Below are 18,481 nucleotides of genomic sequence, written 5' to 3' on the forward strand. Positions count from 1 at the left end.
AAACAAAGGCCGACAGAATATCGGCACAGTGTCTTTATGTATTTAAACTGCTGTTTTTAATGCTTAACGAACGTATTTCCACACAGCAGTTGGTACTTTGTCGTAAAGCTTATTCATCGTCAGCTCTGCCAGGCGGTGGTCTGCAGCTGAATAGAACATTTCAAGCTCATCGTTGGAAAGCTCGTACTTGTTTTTTTCTATAACACGCTCAAGCGTGTCGATGGTTGTGCATTTACGCAAACGCATTAAATAGTCGATTTTTTTCATAGTGACCTTGTTAATTTTCCTGGATTTAAATTAAGTATGAGACAAATTATTGCTTAAGTTTTTACTACCGTACAGATGCTCTTTTCTGAGAACATTCTGAATAATTGTGACTTGGATTTTTTCCATTTCTGCAACTCGGAGTCATTTATACCGTAATTGCTGAAAAGAATATAAGTGTCGTCCAGATATTTCTCAACCCGTTCACATAACGCCGCTTCATGCGGGTATTTTATTTTGTAGGTAACAACAAATGCCGCAATATGCTCGATAAGTTCGTTTAGTTGAAGGTTGACCGCAGAGGTCGGATCATTCACCCAGCCACGACTGCTGTCACCTAATGTCGCGATACTTTCGTCGTGCAGATTTTCACACAAGAATCTGAGTTGGGCAATATCATAATGTTGAGGTGTGTACTCATCCATTTCTATCCCTCCGTAAGCTACGATTCAGTGTCACTTAGGGCCACCACTCGGCCAGACAGGTGGTGTGATGAAGTGCAGAAGATAGAATGCCCCTCAGTATGCCTCAATTTCCCTTAATCTTAAGACGAACAGGGGTAACACGGTGAATGCCAGAGAATGACTCGACGTCACTGTCAACAATCATTCTGAATTCATTATAGCAAAAAAGCCAACGTTTACGGTGTGGTCGAACCAATTTTATGACGATTACTGCTATCGGTGCGGGCTGCTTCCGGTGAGCCGTGATATATTTATCGGCCACTGGAACAAGTATATTTAATTTTTTTCGTTGTTAGCAAGAATCACAGTGTTAATTAATTTTTCTGGCTTGTCTTTATTTGTAAAGATTTTGATGGAATGAAAAGATAATTATTTTATCTTTTTGTTTTTTAAGGGGATTGATGAAGGGGCAATGACAGAAGGTGTGGTGATGAGCACACCTTCCGATAGTTTTTGAGCAAATAATAATTAGCGTTTTTTCTTTTTCCTGCCCTGTACCGCGTTGAAACGTGGGTTGCTCTTACAGATGACATAGACGCGCCCGCGACGTTTGACCACGATACAGTCTTTGTGACGCGTTTTGGCGCTGCGAAGAGAACTTAATACCTGCATGGATAATTCCCCAGATTACGATTTCAGAAAACGGCCGAAACGCTGTTGGAAACGCGCTGCGCTACCTTCTTTGGCGTATTCTTTCTGCTTGCCGGTGTAATAAGGATGAGAGGCGGAAGAAACGTCGATAGTGACGTAAGGATAGACTTCGCCTTCGTACTCATAGGTTCGATCGGTTTTGATCGTAGAGCCGATTTTATAAAATACATTCTCACTGGTATCGTGGAACAGCACAGTGCGGTAGTTGGGATGGATACCCGCTTTCATGACAGCCTCATTTGTTATGTTATAACATATCTATATTCTGCGCTTTTTTGGCGTGATGATCAACGTTACGATTTGCAGGGAAATCGCAGGGCTGGGGGATAGGGGAATGCTGGCCTGAACCTGAAAAGGAAAAGGCCGCATAAGCGGCCTTTGAGAAGCAATAGAATGTGTTAGTGACTGGTCTGGGAGTGCTCGTGATGGGAGTCGTCCGCTTCTTTTTTCTTGCCGAAGCGGCGGCGCACCACGACAAAGAACACCGGCACGAAGTAGATAGCCAGTACGGTAGCGGTGATCATCCCGCCCATTACGCCGGTACCGACCGCGTTCTGTGCGCCGGAGCCTGCGCCGGTACTGATTACCAGCGGTACTACGCCCAGAATGAACGCCAGCGATGTCATCAGAATGGGGCGCAGACGCATACGTACAGCATCCAGGGTCGCTTCCACCAGACCTTTCCCTTCTTTCTCCATCAGGTCCTTGGCGAACTCGACGATCAGAATGGCGTTCTTGGCGGACAAACCGATGGTTGTCAGCAGGCCGACCTTAAAGTAAACATCGTTTTCCAGTCCGCGCAGGCCGGCGGCCATCACCGCACCAAATACACCCAGCGGTACAACCAGCATAACGGAGAATGGAATCGACCAGCTTTCATACAACGCGGCCAGACACAGGAACACCACGATGGCGGAGATAATGATCAGCGCCGGCGCCTGGTTACCGGCCAGTCGTTCCTGATAGGACATACCGGTCCAGTCGAATCCGATTCCTGGTGGTAATTGTGACGCCAGTTCTTCCATCAGCGCCATGGCTTCACCGGTACTCTTGCCGGGAGCGGCTTCACCCACCAATTCTACTGCCGGCAGGCCGTTGTAACGCTCCAGACGCGGCGAACCGTATTCCCAACGCTCGGAAGCGAAAGCTGAGAAGGGGACCATCTGACCGGAGGTGCCGCGGACATACCATTTCTGGATATCATTGGGCAGCATACGGAATTTGGCTTCCGCCTGAACATACACCTTTTTCACCCTACCGCGGTCGATAAAGTCATTGACGTAGGTTCCCCCCAACGCGGTGGACAGCGTGGCGTTGATGGTGGCAATCGATACCCCGAGCGATTCCGCTTTTTCCTGATCGATATCAAGCCGGTATTGCGGCATGTCTTCCATCCCGTTGGGACGAACACGCACCAGCGTGTCAGGATGTTGGGCGATCATTCCCAGCAACTGGTTACGGGCGGCCATCAGCTTATCGTGGCCGAGGTTGTTCTGATCGATCAGTTCAAAGTCAAAACCACTGGCGGTACCCAGCTCGACGATCGCCGGTATGTTGAACGGGATGACCATCGCTTCCTTGATTTGCGAGAAGGCGCCAAAAGCGCGACCAATAATTGCGTCGACCTTGTTGGCTGCACCACTTCGTTCATCCCAGTCTTTCAGGCTGGCGAAGGCGATACCCATGTTCTGTCCGCGACCGGCGAAACCGAAGCCGTTAACGGTAAACACCGAGTTCACGTTGTCTTTTTCGTGTTGCAGGTAGTAATCGTTAACCTGATCAAGCACTTTCTGCGTGCTTTCCTGGGTTGCGCCCACCGGCAACTGCACCATTGTCAGTAATACGCCCTGGTCTTCCTGCGGCAGGAAGGAGCTTGGCAGACGGGTAAACATCAGACCCAATCCAGCCACGACAATCAGGTACACCACCACATAACGGCCAGTGCTGCGCAGGATGTTGGCGACACTGTTGGTGTAGTGATTGGTGCTCTTATCGAAAAGACGGTTGAACCAGCCGAAGAAACCTTTTTTCTCGCCATGGTTGGCAATCGGTTTCAGGATGGTTGCACACAGTGCTGGCGTCAGGATCAATGCCACCAGCACCGACAGCACCATGGAGGACACGATGGTGACGGAGAACTGGCGGTAGATGGCGCCGGTCGAGCCGCCGGAAAACGCCATCGGTACGAATACTGCGGACAGCACCAGCGCGATACCGACCAGTGCGCCCTGAATCTGCCCCATGGATTTGCGGGTGGCTTCCTTGGGCGATAACCCTTCTTCCGCCATTACGCGTTCCACGTTTTCCACCACGACGATGGCATCGTCCACCAATAGGCCGATGGCTAGCACCATGGCGAACATGGTCAGGGTGTTAATCGAATAGCCGAAGGCGGACAGTATGGAGAAGGTTCCCAGCAGCACCACCGGTACGGCGATGGTGGGAATCAGCGTGGCGCGGAAGTTCTGCAAGAACAGGTACATCACCACGAATACCAGCACGATGGCTTCAAGCAGGGTTTTCACCACCTCGTAAATGGAGATTTTTACGAACGGCGTGGTGTCATACGGATAAACCACTTTCAGCCCGGCAGGGAAATTCGACTGTAATTTGGTGATTTCCGCTTTTACCGCTGAAGCCGTATCAAGCGCGTTGGCGCCGGTAGCGAGTTTAATACCCAGACCGGCGGCCGGACGACCGTTATAGCGGGCGATGACGCTGTAGCTTTCGCCGCCGAGTTCGATACGGGCAACGTTATTCAGGCGAACCTGTGAACCGTCCTGATTCACTTTGAGCAGAATATTGCCGAACTGTTCCGGCGAATTCAGCCGCGTCTGCGCAATAATTGACGCATTCAGCTTCTGACCGGGAACCGGCGGCGTGCCGCCAAGCTGACCGGCGGCGATTTGGTTGTTCTGCACCTGAATCGCCGAGACCACGTCGCTGGTAGTGAGCTGGTAATTGTTCAGTTTGTCCGGGTCGAGCCAGATACGCATGGCGTACTGGGCGCCGAACAACTGGGTATCACCCACCCCGCGTACGCGGCTGATCGGGTCTTTGATACTGGCGCCGACGAAGTCCGCGATGTCCTGCTGGGTCATGTTGTTATCGTCGCTGACGAAACCGAGTACCATCAGGAAGCTGCTGCTGGATTTCTGCACGCTAACGCCTTGCTGCTGCACTTCCTGCGGCAGCAACGGCATCGCCAGTTGCAGTTTATTCTGTACCTGCACCTGAGCAATGTCCGGGTTGGCATCGGCATCGAACGTCAGTGTAATCTGCACGGTGCCTGACGAGTCACTGTTGGAAGACATATACAGTAACTTGTCGATCCCGTTCATGTTCTGTTCGATTACCTGCGTTACGGTATCCTGCAGGGTTTTCGCATCCGCGCCCGGGTAGTTGGCGGTAATCTGAACCGCGGGCGGCGCAATGGTTGGGTACTGCGCAATAGGCAACTTCAGGATTGCCAGTGTCCCGGTGAGCATCACCATAATGGCGATGACCCAGGCAAAAATCGGGCGATCTATGAAAAACTTGGCCATGGATTACCGGCTCCTGTTAAGACTTGGCGGGTTGGGACTGCGGTTGCTGCTGTTGCGCATTACCTGCGGCCACTTCCTGCGCTTTTACCTGCATGCCCGGTCTGATTTTCTGCAGGCCTGTCAAGATGATACGATCACCCGGTTTGACGCCCGACGTCACCAGCCATTTGTCGCCGATGGCCTGACCGGTGGTGATCGGATGGACTTCCACTTTGTCGCCTTCGCCGACCAGCATCACGGTAGCGTCGCCGCGCGGTGTACGGCTCACGCCCTGTTGAGGCACCAGAATCGCGTTGGGAGTGACGCCGGAATCCATCTGCGCGCGGACAAACATCCCCGGCAGCAGATTGTGATCCGGATTCGGGAACACGGCGCGTAAAGTGATGGAACCGGTGGTTTCATCCACGGTGACGTCGGAGAATTCCAGAGTCCCTTGCTGGTTATAATGGGTGCCGTTATCCAGCGTCAGCTGAACGTTGGCTTTGCCATTGGTCTGTTGCAGGGTGCCGTTTTCCAGTTCCTTTTTCAGGCGCAGGAAATCGTTGGTGGACTGGGTGACGTCCACATAAATTGGATCCAACTGCTGGATAGTCGTCAGCGCTGTCGTCTGCGCATTGGACACCAGCGCGCCTTCCGTCACGGTGGATTTACCGACACGACCGGTAATCGGGGCCGTTACGCGGGTATAGTTCAGGCTAATTTGCGCGTTGTCGAGGCTGGCTTTAGCCGCGGCAACCGCCGCCTCGGTCTGGCGTGCGGTGGCAACAGCCTGATCGTAATCCTGCTTGCTGACGTAGTTGGTGCCGAGCAGCGGTTTGTAGCGGTTAACGGTCAACCGCGCGATTTCCGCGTTAGCCTGAGCCTGGACCAGCGCGGCCTTGGCGTTGTTGTACTGGGCCTGATACGTGGCCGGATCGATCTGATACAGCGATGTGCCTGCCTTGACGTCGCTGCCTTCCACAAAGTTGCGCTTCAGAATAATACCGTTCACCTGAGGGCGTACTTCGGCAATACGATAGGCGCTTGTGCGTCCCGGCAGCTCGGTGATGATATTCAGAGTTTGTGATTTTATCGTAACGATGCCGACTTCCGGTGCGCCTCCCTGATGGGCCCCTTCTTGAGAAGCCTTGTTGTCACATCCTGTGAGTACGAGGCCGCCAGAAAGCATCAGCATAGCCGCCAGAGGCGTAAGCCTTCTGTTTTTATTCATAGATAAACCCCAAGTATCCGATTTTTAATTGACCAATGGATCACAAGCTTTTAAACCCATTGCTGCGATAAATTCAGGCTCGTGCTATGTTACATACATCCGTGAATGTATGTAAATCTCGCTTCCCTTGAAAGTCGGCGCTATGGCACGAAAAACCAAACAACAGGCTCATGAGACCAAACTTCAGATTATGGACGCAGCGCTGCGTCTGTTTTCCGAGCATGGCGTTTCCTCAACATCATTGTCCGATATTGCGACTGCCGCCGGCGTGACCCGCGGTGCTATTTACTGGCACTTTAAAAACAAAGCTGAACTGTTTGATGAGATATGGGCGCGATCAGAAGCCAAAGTTTCTGATTTCGAAACTGAGTATCAGGCAAAATTTCCTGACGATCCACTGCATGTGCTCAGAGAGTTGCTGATTTATATATTGAGATTGACCGAGTCAGATATCGAGTGGCGCTCAATGATGGAGATCATATTCCATAAATGCGAGTTTGTCGGTGAAATGTTGCCGACATTTAATGGCCGTAAGGATCTGTATTTCGACTGCTACTACAAAATAGAAGCCTCGCTGATGAACTGCATTCGGCAGGGGATGTTGCCGATGGACGTGAATCCCCGACGCGCAGCGGTCGCCATGCGCGCGTATCTGTCGGGTATCATGGAAAACTGGCTGTTTATGCCGACAAGCTTCGACCTGAAAAGCGAAGCGCCGTATCTGGTCGATGGGCTGATCGATATGCTGCGCGGCAGTCTGGCCTTACGTCAGACCGGTAGCTCCGAAGCCTGATATGCATAAATGCAGCCTGACATACCTTGTCTTCCGGCAGACGTGATAAACTGCGCCATCTCTGTAAAACCGATGATGCATCATGAGTCGCTGTTTCGCCGTTTCTGGTTCGTTTACCGTTCTTTTCCGTTCTTTCCTTTATGATTCTGTTCGCCGTAGCCTGCCGTATATCTGGGCGTTTCTGCTCGGGTTGATGCCGCAGTGGTCGGCGCTTGCCGCCGGTAACGATTTGCCGACCCGGAATGAGATTCAGAATCGGCTTGATACCCTCAACAAACAAAAAAGTCTGACTTCGGTAGACAAGCTGACCCAGCAGGATTTAACCCAAACGCTGGATGTGCTGGACTCTATCGACCGGGTTAGGCAGGAAACCAGCCAGTTGAAGCAGCAGGCGGCGCAGGCGCCGGCCAAACTGAAGCAGGTGAATGAAGATCTGGTGTCGCTGGGGAGCGCTGCGCCGGTGTCTCAGCCATCGCTGGAGTCGCTGTCGCTAAAACAGCTGGAGGCCCGCCTGAATGAAACGCTGGATGATTTGCAGTCGGCGCAGGAAAACCTCTCCACCTACAATAGCCAACTGATTTCGTTGCAGACCCAGCCGGAGCGGGTGCAGAGCGCGTTATATGCCGCCTCGCAACGCAGCCAGCAACTGCGCACCCAGCTCAGTGGGCTTGACCCGTCGCAGGAGCCGCTACGGCCGAGTCAGCAGATTTTACTGCAGGCGGAGCAGGCGCTGGTCGGGCTGCAAATGGAGCAGCAGCGCAAAAGTCTGGAAGTGAACACCACCATGCAGGATCTGCTGCAGAAGCAGCGGGATTACACCGCCGCACAGATTGGTCAGCTGGAACACATGGTGCAGACGTTGCAGGGCGTTATCAACAACAAGCGCCTCAACCTGTCGGAGAAAACCGCCAAGGAAGCGCAGAATTCGGATGAGTTGCAGCGTATTCAGGAGAACCCGCTGGTCAAAGCGGAGATGGATACCAACCGTCAGCTCAGCCAACGTTTGATCAAAGCGACCGAAGCAGGCAATACGCTGGTTCAGGAGAGCATTCAGGTAAAAAACTGGCTGGATCGCGCCACGCAGTCGGAACGCAACCTGAAAGAACAGATTACGGTGCTGAAAGGCAGTCTGCTGCTGTCGCGTATCCTTTATCAACAACAGCAAAATCTGCCATCGGCCGATGCGATGGGCAACATCAGCACCCAAATCGCCGATCTGCGGCTGGAACAGTTTGATATCAACCAGCAACGCGATGTGTTGTTTCGTGGCGATGAATATATCCAGCAACTGGTCGTTCACAGCAATGCCACGGTGGACGCCGAAGTCACCGATGCGCTGGAGCAGATTCTGGACATGCGCCGCGAACTGCTCGACCAGCTCAACAAGCAGCTTGGCAATCAGCTGATGCTGGCGATTAACCTGCAAATCAGCCGCCAGCAACTGATGAGCGTGAATGACTCGCTGCAGCGTACGCTGACTCAGCAAATCTTCTGGGTCAGCAGCAATAAACCGATGGACTGGAACTGGCTGAAGGATCTGCCGTCGACATTGAAACAGCAGATAAAAAATCTGCATTTCAACCTGAAAGGCGTACCGCTGGGCCAGGGGATCATGAATTCGCTGTTGCTGATCATCCCGGCGCTGATAATGGTCTGCCTGTTGTTGTGGCGGCGAAAAAGCATCGATAGCTATATGAGTAAGCTGGCGGACGATGTGGGGCTGCTCAAGCGTGACAGCCAGTTGCATACGCCGAAAGCCATTCTGCTGTTGATTTTGCGTACGTTGCCGGGCGTGCTGGTGATTTTGTCGCTGGGGCTATGGCTGAAGCGGACGGATAGCCAGATCAGCAGCTTCGCCTGGCTGCTTAGCGAAAATTTGGCGTTGTTCTGGATGGTGTTCGCCACCGCCTGGTTTAGTCTCAAGCCGGGCAGCCTGAGCGAGCGTCACTTCAATATTCCAGCGTACCGCTGCGCGCATTACCGGCGTCAGACGTTGCGACTTGGCGGCGCGTTGCTGCCGCTGATGTTCTGGTCGGTGGTGGGCGAGAAAGCGCCGCTGTACCTGGTGGATGACGTCATCGGGCAGATCATTATCGTCTGTAACCTGCTGTTGCTGACCATTCTGGTGTTCCCGGTATGCCGCGATTGCTGGCGGGAAAAGGAGCGTCACACGGTGCAACTGATCGTGGTGACCATGATGGCCGCCATGCCGCTGTTTCTGATTGGGCTGATGCTGAACGGGTTTTTCTATACCACGCTGCGACTGGCCAGCCGCTGGATTGACAGCCTGTATCTGTTGATCGTCTGGAATATCGTCTATTTCGCTACTATTCGTGGCTTAAGCGTCGCGGCCCGCCGTCTGGCGTATCGCCGCGCGGTGGCGCGACGCCAGAATCTGGTCAAAGAAGGGGCGGAGGGCAGCGAGCCGGTGCCGGAAGCGCCGCTGGCGCTGGAGCAGATCAGCCAGCAATCTTTGCGCCTGACCACCATGGTGCTGTTCCTGGCGTTCTCCGGCGCGTTTTACTGGATCTGGGCCGATCTGGTGACCGTGTTCTCTTATCTGGACAGCATCACGCTGTGGCATTACAGCACCACGAATGCCAGCGGCGCCGTATTGCAGCCGGTTACGCTAGGCAACCTGCTGGTGGCGATGGTGATTGGCGGCGTGGCCTATGTGATGACCCGCAACCTGCCAGGTCTGCTGGAAGTGCTGGTGCTGTCGCGCCTGCAACTGCGGCAAGGCACGTCTTACGCCATTACCACCGTGCTGACCTATCTGATTACCGCCGTCGGTGCGGTCACGTCGCTGAGCTCGCTCGGGGTTTCCTGGGACAAGTTGCAGTGGCTGGTGGCGGCGTTATCGGTGGGGTTGGGCTTTGGTTTGCAGGAGATTTTCGCCAACTTCGTGTCCGGCCTGATTATCCTGTTCGAACGGCCGGTGCGTATTGGCGACACCATCACCATCGGCACGTTCTCCGGTTCGGTCAGCAAGATCCGTATCCGCGCCACTACGATTACCGATTTTGACCGCAAGGAAGTCATCATTCCCAACAAGGCGTTTGTTACCGAACGTCTGATCAACTGGTCGCTGTCGGACACCATCACGCGTGTACTGATTCGTATCGGCGTCGCCTACGGTTCCGATCTGGACAAGGTGAAAGAGGTGCTGCTGCAGGCGGCGCGCGATAATCCACGCGTGATGACCGACCCGGAACCGCAGGTGTTTTTCCTGTCGTTCGGCCCAAGCTCGCTGGATCATGAACTGCGTTTGTACGTGCGGGAACTGCGGGATCGCAGCTACACCGTCGATGAGCTGAATCGCACCATCGATCGTCTGTGCCGCGAAAATAATATCGACATCGCCTTCAATCAGTTGGAAGTACACCTGCATAACGCGCAGGGCAACGAGATACAGGAAGTGTCCCGCGTACTGACTCCGCCGCAGGATGCGATGGAAACCCGCTAAATAACGTTGTAGGGAATATGCGTCGGAGCGGGAACGCCTGCTCCGGCGTCGGCCTTCAACTGGTAGTCCCGACGTACGATTTCCAGCGCCGCCAGCACTACCTTCGGCGCTATCTGGTTGTCTTCCAACAGCATAATGAGATCGACCGCCAGTTTGACTTCTGGCGTTTCATTTTCCAGCGACATGGTTTTTCTACCTCACTCCGATCCTGTTCTGTTTTTTCTAAAACATAGCAGAGAATAGTGAACGAAGATCACGAAAGGTCAAAACCCCTGCTCCTGGCGTTCAATCTGACGCTCCAGCCGCGACAGCGCCTGACGGCAACGGGCCAGTCGGCCTTCCAGCGCCGCCAGCTCGCGTTGCAGGCGTTGCTGCTCGCTGAGTTGGCTCTGGGTCGCCAGCAAGCTTTCCCGATCCTGAATCATCGCCAGCAGTCGACGCTCATAGCCCTGATATTCCGCCAGTTTCTGGTACCGGTCCTGCGGCGCCGGCGTCGCGGGCTCCTGCTCCCGCAGCGGTTGGGTTGCCAGTTCCCGTTGCAGCGCCGTCATTTGCGTCAGCAGTTTTTCCGCCATGAACGCCACCCGATCCAGGCGCTGTTCCTGTACATATTGCTGCAGATGTTGGTAGTTATGGCGGATCTCGTCGAGATAATCGCCCAGCCGGGTGCCGTAACAACTGAATAACTGGCGATCAAAACGTGACCGGGGCGCCTGTCGCGCGGCAATCGGCTCGATATCCCGCGCCAGCGTATCAATCTGGCGCGCCAGCACGGCCAGCAGTGCCTGTGTTTCCATGGCGTTTCCTCCGTCGGTCGACCGCGGCATCCGTAAGCCGCGGTATGTGGAATCACGGGCCGGTTCAGTGGGTGCTGAACGCCGGTTTGCCGCTGTGGAATTTGAAATCGTTGTCCGGGCTGGTGATCAGCTGTGCTTCTGTTTGCGCAAAAAAGGCGACGCGCGCGGTAATATCCTTACCGGCGATCTGTTCCGCCAGCGCCAGATAATCCTGATAGTGGCGGGCCTCGGAACGCAGTAATGAAATGTAGAATTTGCGCAGGTCTTCTTCCAGATGCGGCGCCAGTCTGGCGAAGCGCTCGCAGGAGCGCGCTTCGATAAAAGCGCCGATAATCAGTTTGTCCACCAGCGCATCCGGCTCATGAGATTTCATGTGTTGCGTCATGCCGCGGGCGTAGCGGCTGGCGGGCACGTTCTGGTAAGGAATGCCCTTTTGCGCCATGACTTCCAGCACCTGATAGAAATGGTGCAGTTCTTCGCGGATCAACATCACCATTTTATCGATCATGTCCTGACTATAGTGGCAGCCGGCGCGGGCGGTAATCTGACGGGTAATTTGCCCGCCTGCTGTCAGCATCTGCATGTCGCCCACTTGTCGGAAAGCGAAATGCTCGTACGGGGCAATCCAGTCCTGCAATTGATGCCGGCTCTCCTGATCCACCGCGTAACGACGGATCAAAAACAGCGCGCTCTGGGCGGCTTTCAGTTCGCATAACAGATGATCGCGCAGCAATACCGGCAGATTTTCCGGCTTGCGCGCTTCGTCGATCCACTCATCTGGCGTAGCGGCGGTCAGGAAGGCATGAATGGGGTCGAGAATGGAATGATCAAACATTACGGCGGACGGATTGAGTTAACGTGGCGGTATGATACAACGATTCCTGTGGATTGCGATCGGGTCTGCTGCGGCCCGGGTGACCTATCTGGAAATGAACGTTCGTGTGGAAATGCAATGGAGGCAAGATGTATCGAGTGGTGCTGATAACCGTGGGATGGCTGGCGGTAGTGCTGGCGGCGTTGGGCGTAGTGTTGCCGTTGTTGCCGACCACGCCGTTTCTGCTGTTGGCCGCCTGGTGTTTTGCCCGCTCCTCGCCGCGCTTCCACTATTGGCTGCTGTACCGCTCCTGGTTCGGCGGCTATTTGCGCCACTGGCAGCAGCATCGCGCGCTGCCGCCGGGCGTCAAAATCAAGGCGGTGCTGGTGATTATCGCGACTTTTGCCTTGTCATTGTGGCTGGTGGATATTAACTGGGTCAGGGGCCTGCTGCTGGTGATTCTGGTCGCGTTGCTAACCTTTATGCTGCGTTTACCGGTTATTGATCCGAAGCAATAGCCTGCGATAAAAACAGGCGGATCTGCGCGGGCCGGTTGCATTTGCCGGTCAGTTTGACTAGATTTGAGCGTTTTCGTGCGCGAGCCGCCACCGTATTTTTTATCGCCAACGCCTGCGGGCGGCATGACGAAGGGCCGTGGCGGTGTTCAGTGAATATAAGGTTTTATCAGGCACAACATTATGACCGCAACTCAGCAGCCAGAATTGATTAAAAACAGTATCAAGAGTATTCCGGATTACCCCAAGCCGGGCATACTGTTTCGTGATGTGACCAGCCTGCTGGAGAATCCGCAGGCCTATTCGGCGAGCATCGACATGCTGGTTAAACGCTATCAGGACGCCGGCATTACCAAAGTGGTCGGTACCGAAGCGCGTGGTTTCCTGTTTGGCGCGCCGGTGGCGCTGGCGTTGGGCGTCGGATTCGTTCCGGTGCGCAAGCCGGGTAAATTGCCGCGCGCGACGCTGAGCGAAAGCTATGAGCTGGAATACGGCAGCGATACGCTGGAAATTCACGCCGATTCCATTACCGCCAGCGACAAGGTGCTGGTGGTGGACGATCTGCTGGCGACCGGCGGTACGATCGAAGCGACCGTCAAACTGATTCGTCGTCTCGGCGGCCAGGTTGCCGACGCCGCTTTCATCATCAATCTCTTTGACCTGGGTGGACAGCAGCGCCTCGAAAGCATGGGCATCGCCTGCTACAGCCTGGTCGATTTCCCCGGCCATTGATGACGGCAGTCTCGCCGATGGCGGCGAGACTGTGTTAGCATCACCTCCTCAATAACTCAACTGCTGCGGTATTGATGAGCTATCAGGTTCTTGCCCGTAAGTGGCGTCCCCAAACCTTTGCTGACGTGGTAGGACAGGAACATGTCCTGACGGCGTTAGCCAATGGTCTTTCGTTAGGCCGTATCCATCATGCTTACCTGTTTTCCGGTACCCGGGGCGTAGGCAAGACGACTATCGCCCGTTTACTGGCGAAAGGGCTGAATTGCGAAACCGGGATCACGGCTACGCCCTGCGGCCAGTGCGATACCTGCCGGGAAATCGAACAGGGACGATTCGTCGACCTGATCGAGATTGATGCGGCATCCCGCACCAAAGTGGAAGATACCCGCGACCTGCTGGATAACGTGCAATACGCTCCGGCCCGCGGCCGCTTCAAGGTCTACCTGATCGACGAAGTGCACATGCTCTCCCGCCACAGCTTCAACGCGTTGTTGAAAACGCTGGAAGAGCCGCCGCCGCATGTGAAATTCCTGCTGGCGACCACCGATCCGCAAAAACTGCCGGTGACGATTCTGTCCCGCTGCTTGCAGTTTCATCTCAAAGCGCTTGATGCCGAGCAGATTCGTCAGCATTTGCAACAGGTGCTGGAGCAGGAACAACTGGCCTCGGAACCTCGCGCGCTGCAATTGCTGGCCCGCGCCGCCGATGGCAGTCTGCGCGATGCGCTGAGCCTGACCGATCAGGCTATCGCCATGGGGCAAGGGCAGGTCACCGCCGCCGCCGTCAGCCAGATGCTGGGCACGCTGGATGATGAGCAGCCGCTGGCGTTGATTGAAGCGCTGGTGAAAGGCGATGGCGCCGGTGTCATGGCGCTGATGGGGCAGGCGGCGTCGCGCGGCGTCGATTGGGAAGCGCTGCTGGTGGAAACCCTGACGCTGCTGCACCGGATTGCTATGCTGCAGTTGCTGCCTTCCGCATTGGGTGAAGAATACAATCAGGTCGCGCCCCGGTTGCGTGAACTGGCGCGGGTGATCCCGCCTGCCGAGGTGCAGCTCTACTATCAGACGCTGCTGGTGGGGCGCAAGGAGTTGCCGTACGCGCCGGATCGCCGCATGGGCGTGGAAATGACCCTGTTGCGGGCGCTGGCGTTCCATCCCAGCCAGACGATCGCCGAACCGGTACCGGTCAGCGCGCCATCCGCGACGCCTGCGGCGAGTGCGCCGTTACCCGTCGAACCGGCGCGTGTGCCGCCATCGGTTAGAGCCAGCGCGGTGCCTGCCGCATCCGGCGATGCACCGGCGGCCAGATCAGCTCCTGCTGCGGGTAGCGAACCTGCGGCACCACCAACTCCGGACAGCAATTTGCCGGATGCGACCGCACAGTTGTTGCAGGCGCGCAGCCAGTTGCTGAGCCGACAGGGAAATACCCCGACAAAAAAGACTGAACCGGCGGCGTCAGGAAAAACGCGGCCGGTAAACTCGGCGCTGGAGCGGCTGGCTTCGGTGACCGAGCGTGGTCAGCAGCAAATGGCGGCCAAAGCCGTGGCGCAGGAAGAGCAGAAAAAGCAGGAGGCTTATCGCTGGCGGGCGCAGAAGAAAGCCGAGCCGGTTGAAACGGCGCCGGTGACTACGCCCAAGGCGCTACGCTCGGCGCTGGAATATGAAAAGACGCCGGAGCTGGCCGCAAGGCTGGCGGTGGAAGCCATCGAACGCGATGCCTGGGCGGCGGAAATCGATCGTCTGACGTTGCCTAAGCTGGTACAACAGTTGGCGCTTAATGCGTTTAAAGAGATGCCGGAGGAGGGCGCGATTCACCTGCACTTGCGCTCTTCCCAGCGCCATCTGAATTCGGCGGCGGCGCAGAAAGCGCTGTCGGAAGCGCTGGCGACGCACTACGGGCGTCCGATCAGCCTGACTGTCACCGAAGACGATACGCCCGCGGTCCGTACGCCGCTGGAGTGGCGTCAGGCCATTTATGAAGAGAAGCTGGCGCAGGCGCGCCAGTCCATCATGGCTGATAATAATATTCAAACGCTACGGCGTTTCTTTGATGCGGAACTGGACGAAGAGAGTATCCGCCCCGTTTAACCCGCTGCCTGCCGGCAGCCCGAAGTGGTAGAGAGAACGATATGTTTGGTAAAGGCGGTTTAGGCAATCTGATGAAGCAAGCTCAGCAGATGCAGGAAAAAATGCAGAAGGCGCAGGAAGAGATCGCCAACCTGGAAGTGACCGGGGAATCGGGCGCCGGGCTGGTGAAGGTGACCATTAATGGCGCTCACAACTGCCGTCGTGTTGAAATCGACCCCAGTCTGATGGAAGACGACAAAGAGATGCTGGAAGACCTGATTGCGGCGGCCTTCAATGATGCGGCGCGTCGTATCGCTGAAGTCCAGCAGGAAAAAATGGCGTCGGTTTCCAGCGGTATTCCGCTGCCGCCCGGCTTCAAGATGCCGTTCTGATGCAAACCAGCCCGCTTCTTGAATCGCTGATGGAGGCGCTGCGCTGTTTACCCGGCGTGGGGCCAAAATCGGCGCAGCGTATGGCGTTTCATCTGCTGCAGCGCGATCGCAGCGGCGGTATGCGTCTGGCGCAGGCGCTCACCCGCGCGATGTCGGAGATCGGCCACTGCGCCGATTGCCGGACCTTTACCGAGCAGGAGGTCTGCACCATCTGCGCCAATCCGCGTCGTCAGCAGAACGGCCAGATTTGTGTGGTGGAGAGCCCGGCGGATATTCATGCCATCGAGCAGACCGGGCAGTTCGCCGGCCGTTATTTTGTGCTGATGGGCCACCTGTCGCCGCTGGACGGCATCGGTCCCGGCGATATCGGGCTGGATCGACTGGAAGAGCGTCTGGCGACGGAAACCATCAGTGAAGTGATTCTGGCGACCAACCCGACGGTGGAAGGCGATGCAACGGCCAATTACATCGCCGAGCTGTGCGCCGAACATGGGGTAATGGCCAGCCGTATCGCTCACGGCGTGCCGGTGGGCGGCGAGCTGGAAATGGTGGACGGCACCACGCTGTCTCACTCGCTGGCCGGGCGACACCCCATCCGGTTCTGATTTCTGCGGCCGCCTGTCGGCGGCCGACATCTCGCTGACATTGTTTATGTCGCCAAATTGTTTATGTCGGCAAATTGCTTATGTCGTCAAATTGTTGGTGCGGTCAACGTGTCGGTGTAGACAAATTGTCGCTGTAGACAAATAGCCGGTGTGGTCAATTACAGTTCCCCCCTTGAAACCCTATCGGGTTATCCCCATCTGTTGCTTATCCTCCGTTGAATCAGCCTGAATAAATACGTATTGAGGGAAGTAATAATGAGTATGAAAGGCCAAGAGACCCGCGGCTTCCAGTCCGAAGTGAAGCAACTGCTGCACCTGATGATCCATTCGCTGTATTCCAATAAAGAAGTGTTCCTGCGCGAATTGATCTCCAACGCATCCGATGCGGCGGATAAATTGCGCTTTCGCGCGCTGTCGACGCCGGATCTGTATGAAGGCGACGGCGAGTTGCGCGTTCGGGTATCGATCAATAAAGAACAGCGGACCCTGACCATTAGCGATAACGGCATCGGCATGAGCCGCGATGACGTGATTGACAACCTGGGTACCATTGCCAAATCCGGCACCAAGGCGTTTCTGGAGTCTCTCGGTTCCGATCAGGCGAAAGACAGCCAGTTGATCGGCCAGTTCGGGGTCGGTTTCTATTCCGCGTTTATCGTTGCCGATAAGGTGACGGTGAAAACCCGTGTGGCGGGCGCCAGCGCCGATCAGGGCGTGTTCTGGGAATCCGCCGGTGAAGGCGAATACACCATCGCCGATATCGCCAGAGCGGAACGCGGCACCGAAATCACCCTGCACCTGCGCGAAGGCGAGGATGAGTTCCTCGACAACTGGCGCGTGCGCTCGGTGATCAGCAAGTATTCCGATCACATCGCGTTGCCGGTGGAAATCGAATCCCGTACTGAAAGCGAGGAAGAGGGCGGGGAAGAGACCGTCACCTGGGAGAAGATCAACAAAGCTCAGGCGCTGTGGACCCGCAGCAAGTCTGAGATCAGCGACGACGAGTACCACGAGTTTTACAAGCACATCGCCCATGACTTTACCGACCCACTGAGCTGGAGCCACAACCGGGTGGAAGGGAAGCAGGAATACACCAGCCTGCTGTACATTCCTTCCCAGGCGCCGTGGGACATGTGGAACCGCGATCACAAACATGGTCTGAAACTGTACGTGCAGCGCGTGTTCATTATGGACGATGCCGAACAGTTCATGCCGACCTACCTGCGTTTTGTCCGCGGTCTGATCGATTCCAACGACCTGCCGCTCAACGTCTCGCGTGAAATTCTGCAGGACAACCGTGTCACGCAGAGCCTGCGTACCGCGTTGACCAAGCGCGTGCTGCAGATGCTGGAAAAACTGGCCAAAGACGATAGCGAAAAATACCAGACTTTCTGGCGCCAGTTCGGCCTGGTGCTGAAGGAAGGGCCGGCGGAAGATAGCGGCAACCGTGAAACCATCGCCAAATTGCTGCGTTTCGCCACCACCCATAACGACAGCGATGAGCAGAGCGTGTCGCTGGATGACTACATCGGCCGCATGGTGGAAGGTCAGGACAAGATCTATTACATCACCGCCGACAGCTACGCCGCCGCCAAGAGCAGCCCGCATCTGGAGCTGTTCCGCAAGAAAGGCATCGAAGTGCTGCTGCTCTCCGATCGCATCGATGAATGGATGATGAGCTACCTGACCGAGTTCGACGGTAAGTCCTTCCAGTCGGTCAGCAAGGCCGACGAGTCGCTGGACAAACTGGCGGATGAGGCTGACGAGTCGCAGAAAGAAGCGGAGAAGGCGCTGGAGCCGTTTGTCGATCGCGTCAAGACGCTGCTGGGCGAGCGCGTGAAAGAGGTGCGCCTGACGCACCGCCTGACCGACACGCCGGCGATTGTCACCACTGACTCCAACGACATGAGCACCCAGATGGCGAAGTTGTTTGCCGCTGCGGGCCAGCAGGCGCCGGAAGTGAAGTACATTTTCGAACTGAACCCGGAACATGCGCTGGTAAAACGCGCCGCCGATACGCAGGATGACGCGCAGTTCGGCGAGTGGGTAGAGCTGCTGTTGGATCAGGCGCTGTTTGCCGAGCGCGGTACGCTGGAAGATCCTAACCAGTTTATCCGTCGAATGAACCAACTGCTGACTGCCTGATTCTGCTTATCATGATGAGACT

17 protein-coding genes and 1 other annotated feature are annotated in these 18,481 nt (G+C 55.7%); of the genes, 8 read left to right on the top strand and 9 right to left on the bottom strand.

Features of this window, described 5'->3' with window-relative positions:
- Positions 1 to 63: 63 nt before the first annotated feature.
- The 6 genes from CVE23_RS06090 to CVE23_RS06115 form a co-directional block, all read right to left on the bottom strand.
- Positions 64 to 267 carry an HHA domain-containing protein gene (locus tag CVE23_RS06090; protein WP_009114000.1) on the bottom strand — a complete coding sequence of 68 codons (204 nt, stop codon included), beginning with the start codon at positions 265 to 267 and terminating at the stop codon, positions 64 to 66.
- 53 nt (positions 268 to 320) lie between these two features.
- Positions 321 to 689 (bottom strand): Hha toxicity modulator TomB, encoded by a 369-nt coding sequence (tomB, locus tag CVE23_RS06095; RefSeq protein WP_042859087.1) that lies wholly within the window; start codon positions 687 to 689, stop codon positions 321 to 323.
- 507 nt (positions 690 to 1,196) lie between these two features.
- The gene (ykgO, locus tag CVE23_RS06100; protein WP_013316871.1) at positions 1,197 to 1,340 is read right to left on the bottom strand and encodes a type B 50S ribosomal protein L36; all 144 of its coding nucleotides are present in this window, start codon (positions 1,338 to 1,340) and stop codon (positions 1,197 to 1,199) included.
- A 15-nt stretch (positions 1,341 to 1,355) separates the two neighbouring features.
- Entirely contained in the window at positions 1,356 to 1,607 is a 252-nt protein-coding gene (locus tag CVE23_RS06105) for a type B 50S ribosomal protein L31 (protein ID WP_038661187.1), read from the bottom strand.
- Positions 1,608 to 1,777: 170 nt separating this feature from the next.
- Positions 1,778 to 4,924: an efflux RND transporter permease subunit gene (locus CVE23_RS06110; protein ID WP_038918200.1), complete on the bottom strand. Its 3,147-nt coding sequence runs from the start codon at positions 4,922 to 4,924 to the stop codon at positions 1,778 to 1,780.
- Positions 4,925 to 4,940: 16 nt separating this feature from the next.
- Positions 4,941 to 6,134 carry an efflux RND transporter periplasmic adaptor subunit gene (locus CVE23_RS06115; RefSeq protein ID WP_038918202.1) on the bottom strand — a complete coding sequence of 398 codons (1,194 nt, stop codon included), beginning with the start codon at positions 6,132 to 6,134 and terminating at the stop codon, positions 4,941 to 4,943.
- A gap of 142 nt (positions 6,135 to 6,276) precedes the next feature.
- On the opposite strand from CVE23_RS06115, the gene acrR reads away from it, so the two are divergent.
- Positions 6,277 to 6,927 (top strand): multidrug efflux transporter transcriptional repressor AcrR, encoded by a 651-nt coding sequence (acrR, locus tag CVE23_RS06120; protein WP_100849116.1) that lies wholly within the window; start codon positions 6,277 to 6,279, stop codon positions 6,925 to 6,927.
- Positions 6,928 to 7,009: 82 nt separating this feature from the next.
- Positions 7,010 to 10,393, top strand: coding sequence for a mechanosensitive channel MscK (mscK, locus tag CVE23_RS06125; RefSeq protein ID WP_100849117.1), 3,384 nt, complete (start codon positions 7,010 to 7,012; stop codon positions 10,391 to 10,393).
- Here mscK and rsmS read toward each other — a convergent pair.
- The 3 genes from rsmS to miaE all read right to left on the bottom strand — a co-directional run bounded on the left by rsmS (position 10,390) and on the right by miaE (position 12,025).
- The gene (gene rsmS / locus CVE23_RS06130; RefSeq protein ID WP_100849118.1) at positions 10,390 to 10,578 is read right to left on the bottom strand and encodes a pleiotropic regulatory protein RsmS; all 189 of its coding nucleotides are present in this window, start codon (positions 10,576 to 10,578) and stop codon (positions 10,390 to 10,392) included. The two genes, mscK and rsmS, sit on opposite strands and share 4 nt — an antisense overlap.
- Before the next feature lie 78 nt (positions 10,579 to 10,656).
- Positions 10,657 to 11,190, bottom strand: a complete 534-nt coding sequence (priC, locus tag CVE23_RS06135) for a primosomal replication protein PriC (RefSeq protein ID WP_100849119.1) — start codon at positions 11,188 to 11,190, stop codon at positions 10,657 to 10,659.
- 64 nt (positions 11,191 to 11,254) lie between these two features.
- Complete coding sequence (gene miaE, locus CVE23_RS06140) at positions 11,255 to 12,025, bottom strand: tRNA isopentenyl-2-thiomethyl-A-37 hydroxylase MiaE (protein ID WP_038918207.1); 771 nt, start codon at positions 12,023 to 12,025, stop codon at positions 11,255 to 11,257.
- Between the two features lie 128 nt (positions 12,026 to 12,153).
- Here miaE and CVE23_RS06145 point away from each other — a divergent pair, with 128 nt between their 5' ends.
- From CVE23_RS06145 to htpG, 6 genes are all read left to right on the top strand, one after another.
- The gene (locus tag CVE23_RS06145; protein WP_100849120.1) at positions 12,154 to 12,522 is read left to right on the top strand and encodes a DUF454 family protein; all 369 of its coding nucleotides are present in this window, start codon (positions 12,154 to 12,156) and stop codon (positions 12,520 to 12,522) included.
- Between the two features lie 180 nt (positions 12,523 to 12,702).
- Positions 12,703 to 13,251 (top strand): adenine phosphoribosyltransferase, encoded by a 549-nt coding sequence (gene apt, locus CVE23_RS06150; protein WP_038661165.1) that lies wholly within the window; start codon positions 12,703 to 12,705, stop codon positions 13,249 to 13,251.
- A 74-nt stretch (positions 13,252 to 13,325) separates the two neighbouring features.
- The gene (dnaX, locus tag CVE23_RS06155) at positions 13,326 to 15,338 is read left to right on the top strand and encodes a DNA polymerase III subunit gamma/tau (RefSeq protein WP_100849121.1); all 2,013 of its coding nucleotides are present in this window, start codon (positions 13,326 to 13,328) and stop codon (positions 15,336 to 15,338) included.
- Positions 14,665 to 14,729 (top strand) — a sequence feature (DnaX frameshifting element). Its footprint overlaps the gene before it by 65 nt.
- Positions 15,339 to 15,379: 41 nt before the next feature.
- Positions 15,380 to 15,709 carry a YbaB/EbfC family nucleoid-associated protein gene (locus tag CVE23_RS06160; protein ID WP_016942050.1) on the top strand — a complete coding sequence of 110 codons (330 nt, stop codon included), beginning with the start codon at positions 15,380 to 15,382 and terminating at the stop codon, positions 15,707 to 15,709.
- Positions 15,709 to 16,314 carry a recombination mediator RecR gene (gene recR, locus CVE23_RS06165; protein ID WP_038661158.1) on the top strand — a complete coding sequence of 202 codons (606 nt, stop codon included), beginning with the start codon at positions 15,709 to 15,711 and terminating at the stop codon, positions 16,312 to 16,314. The genes CVE23_RS06160 and recR overlap by 1 nt, the downstream gene beginning before the upstream one ends.
- A 261-nt stretch (positions 16,315 to 16,575) precedes the next feature.
- Positions 16,576 to 18,459, top strand: coding sequence for a molecular chaperone HtpG (gene htpG / locus CVE23_RS06170; RefSeq protein WP_161129898.1), 1,884 nt, complete (start codon positions 16,576 to 16,578; stop codon positions 18,457 to 18,459).
- Positions 18,460 to 18,481 lie beyond the last annotated feature (22 nt).

This window comes from Dickeya fangzhongdai (genome assembly GCF_002812485.1).
GTDB classification, from domain to species: Bacteria; Pseudomonadota; Gammaproteobacteria; order Enterobacterales; family Enterobacteriaceae; genus Dickeya; species Dickeya fangzhongdai.

Coding starts and splice junctions, on each gene's coding strand:
- apt (WP_038661165.1), top strand. CDS start 12,703: ATGACCGCAACTCAGCAGCCAGAATTGATTAAAAACAGTATCAAGAGT.
- ykgO (WP_013316871.1), bottom strand. CDS start 1,340: ATGCAGGTATTAAGTTCTCTTCGCAGCGCCAAAACGCGTCACAAAGAC.
- CVE23_RS06090 (WP_009114000.1), bottom strand. CDS start 267: ATGAAAAAAATCGACTATTTAATGCGTTTGCGTAAATGCACAACCATC.
- CVE23_RS06160 (WP_016942050.1), top strand. CDS start 15,380: ATGTTTGGTAAAGGCGGTTTAGGCAATCTGATGAAGCAAGCTCAGCAG.
- CVE23_RS06110 (WP_038918200.1), bottom strand. CDS start 4,924: ATGGCCAAGTTTTTCATAGATCGCCCGATTTTTGCCTGGGTCATCGCC.
- acrR (WP_100849116.1), top strand. CDS start 6,277: ATGGCACGAAAAACCAAACAACAGGCTCATGAGACCAAACTTCAGATT.
- CVE23_RS06105 (WP_038661187.1), bottom strand. CDS start 1,607: ATGAAAGCGGGTATCCATCCCAACTACCGCACTGTGCTGTTCCACGAT.
- CVE23_RS06115 (WP_038918202.1), bottom strand. CDS start 6,134: ATGAATAAAAACAGAAGGCTTACGCCTCTGGCGGCTATGCTGATGCTT.
- miaE (WP_038918207.1), bottom strand. CDS start 12,025: ATGTTTGATCATTCCATTCTCGACCCCATTCATGCCTTCCTGACCGCC.
- recR (WP_038661158.1), top strand. CDS start 15,709: ATGCAAACCAGCCCGCTTCTTGAATCGCTGATGGAGGCGCTGCGCTGT.
- htpG (WP_161129898.1), top strand. CDS start 16,576: ATGAAAGGCCAAGAGACCCGCGGCTTCCAGTCCGAAGTGAAGCAACTG.
- dnaX (WP_100849121.1), top strand. CDS start 13,326: ATGAGCTATCAGGTTCTTGCCCGTAAGTGGCGTCCCCAAACCTTTGCT.
- rsmS (WP_100849118.1), bottom strand. CDS start 10,578: ATGTCGCTGGAAAATGAAACGCCAGAAGTCAAACTGGCGGTCGATCTC.
- CVE23_RS06145 (WP_100849120.1), top strand. CDS start 12,154: ATGTATCGAGTGGTGCTGATAACCGTGGGATGGCTGGCGGTAGTGCTG.
- mscK (WP_100849117.1), top strand. CDS start 7,010: ATGAGTCGCTGTTTCGCCGTTTCTGGTTCGTTTACCGTTCTTTTCCGT.
- tomB (WP_042859087.1), bottom strand. CDS start 689: ATGGATGAGTACACACCTCAACATTATGATATTGCCCAACTCAGATTC.
- priC (WP_100849119.1), bottom strand. CDS start 11,190: ATGGAAACACAGGCACTGCTGGCCGTGCTGGCGCGCCAGATTGATACG.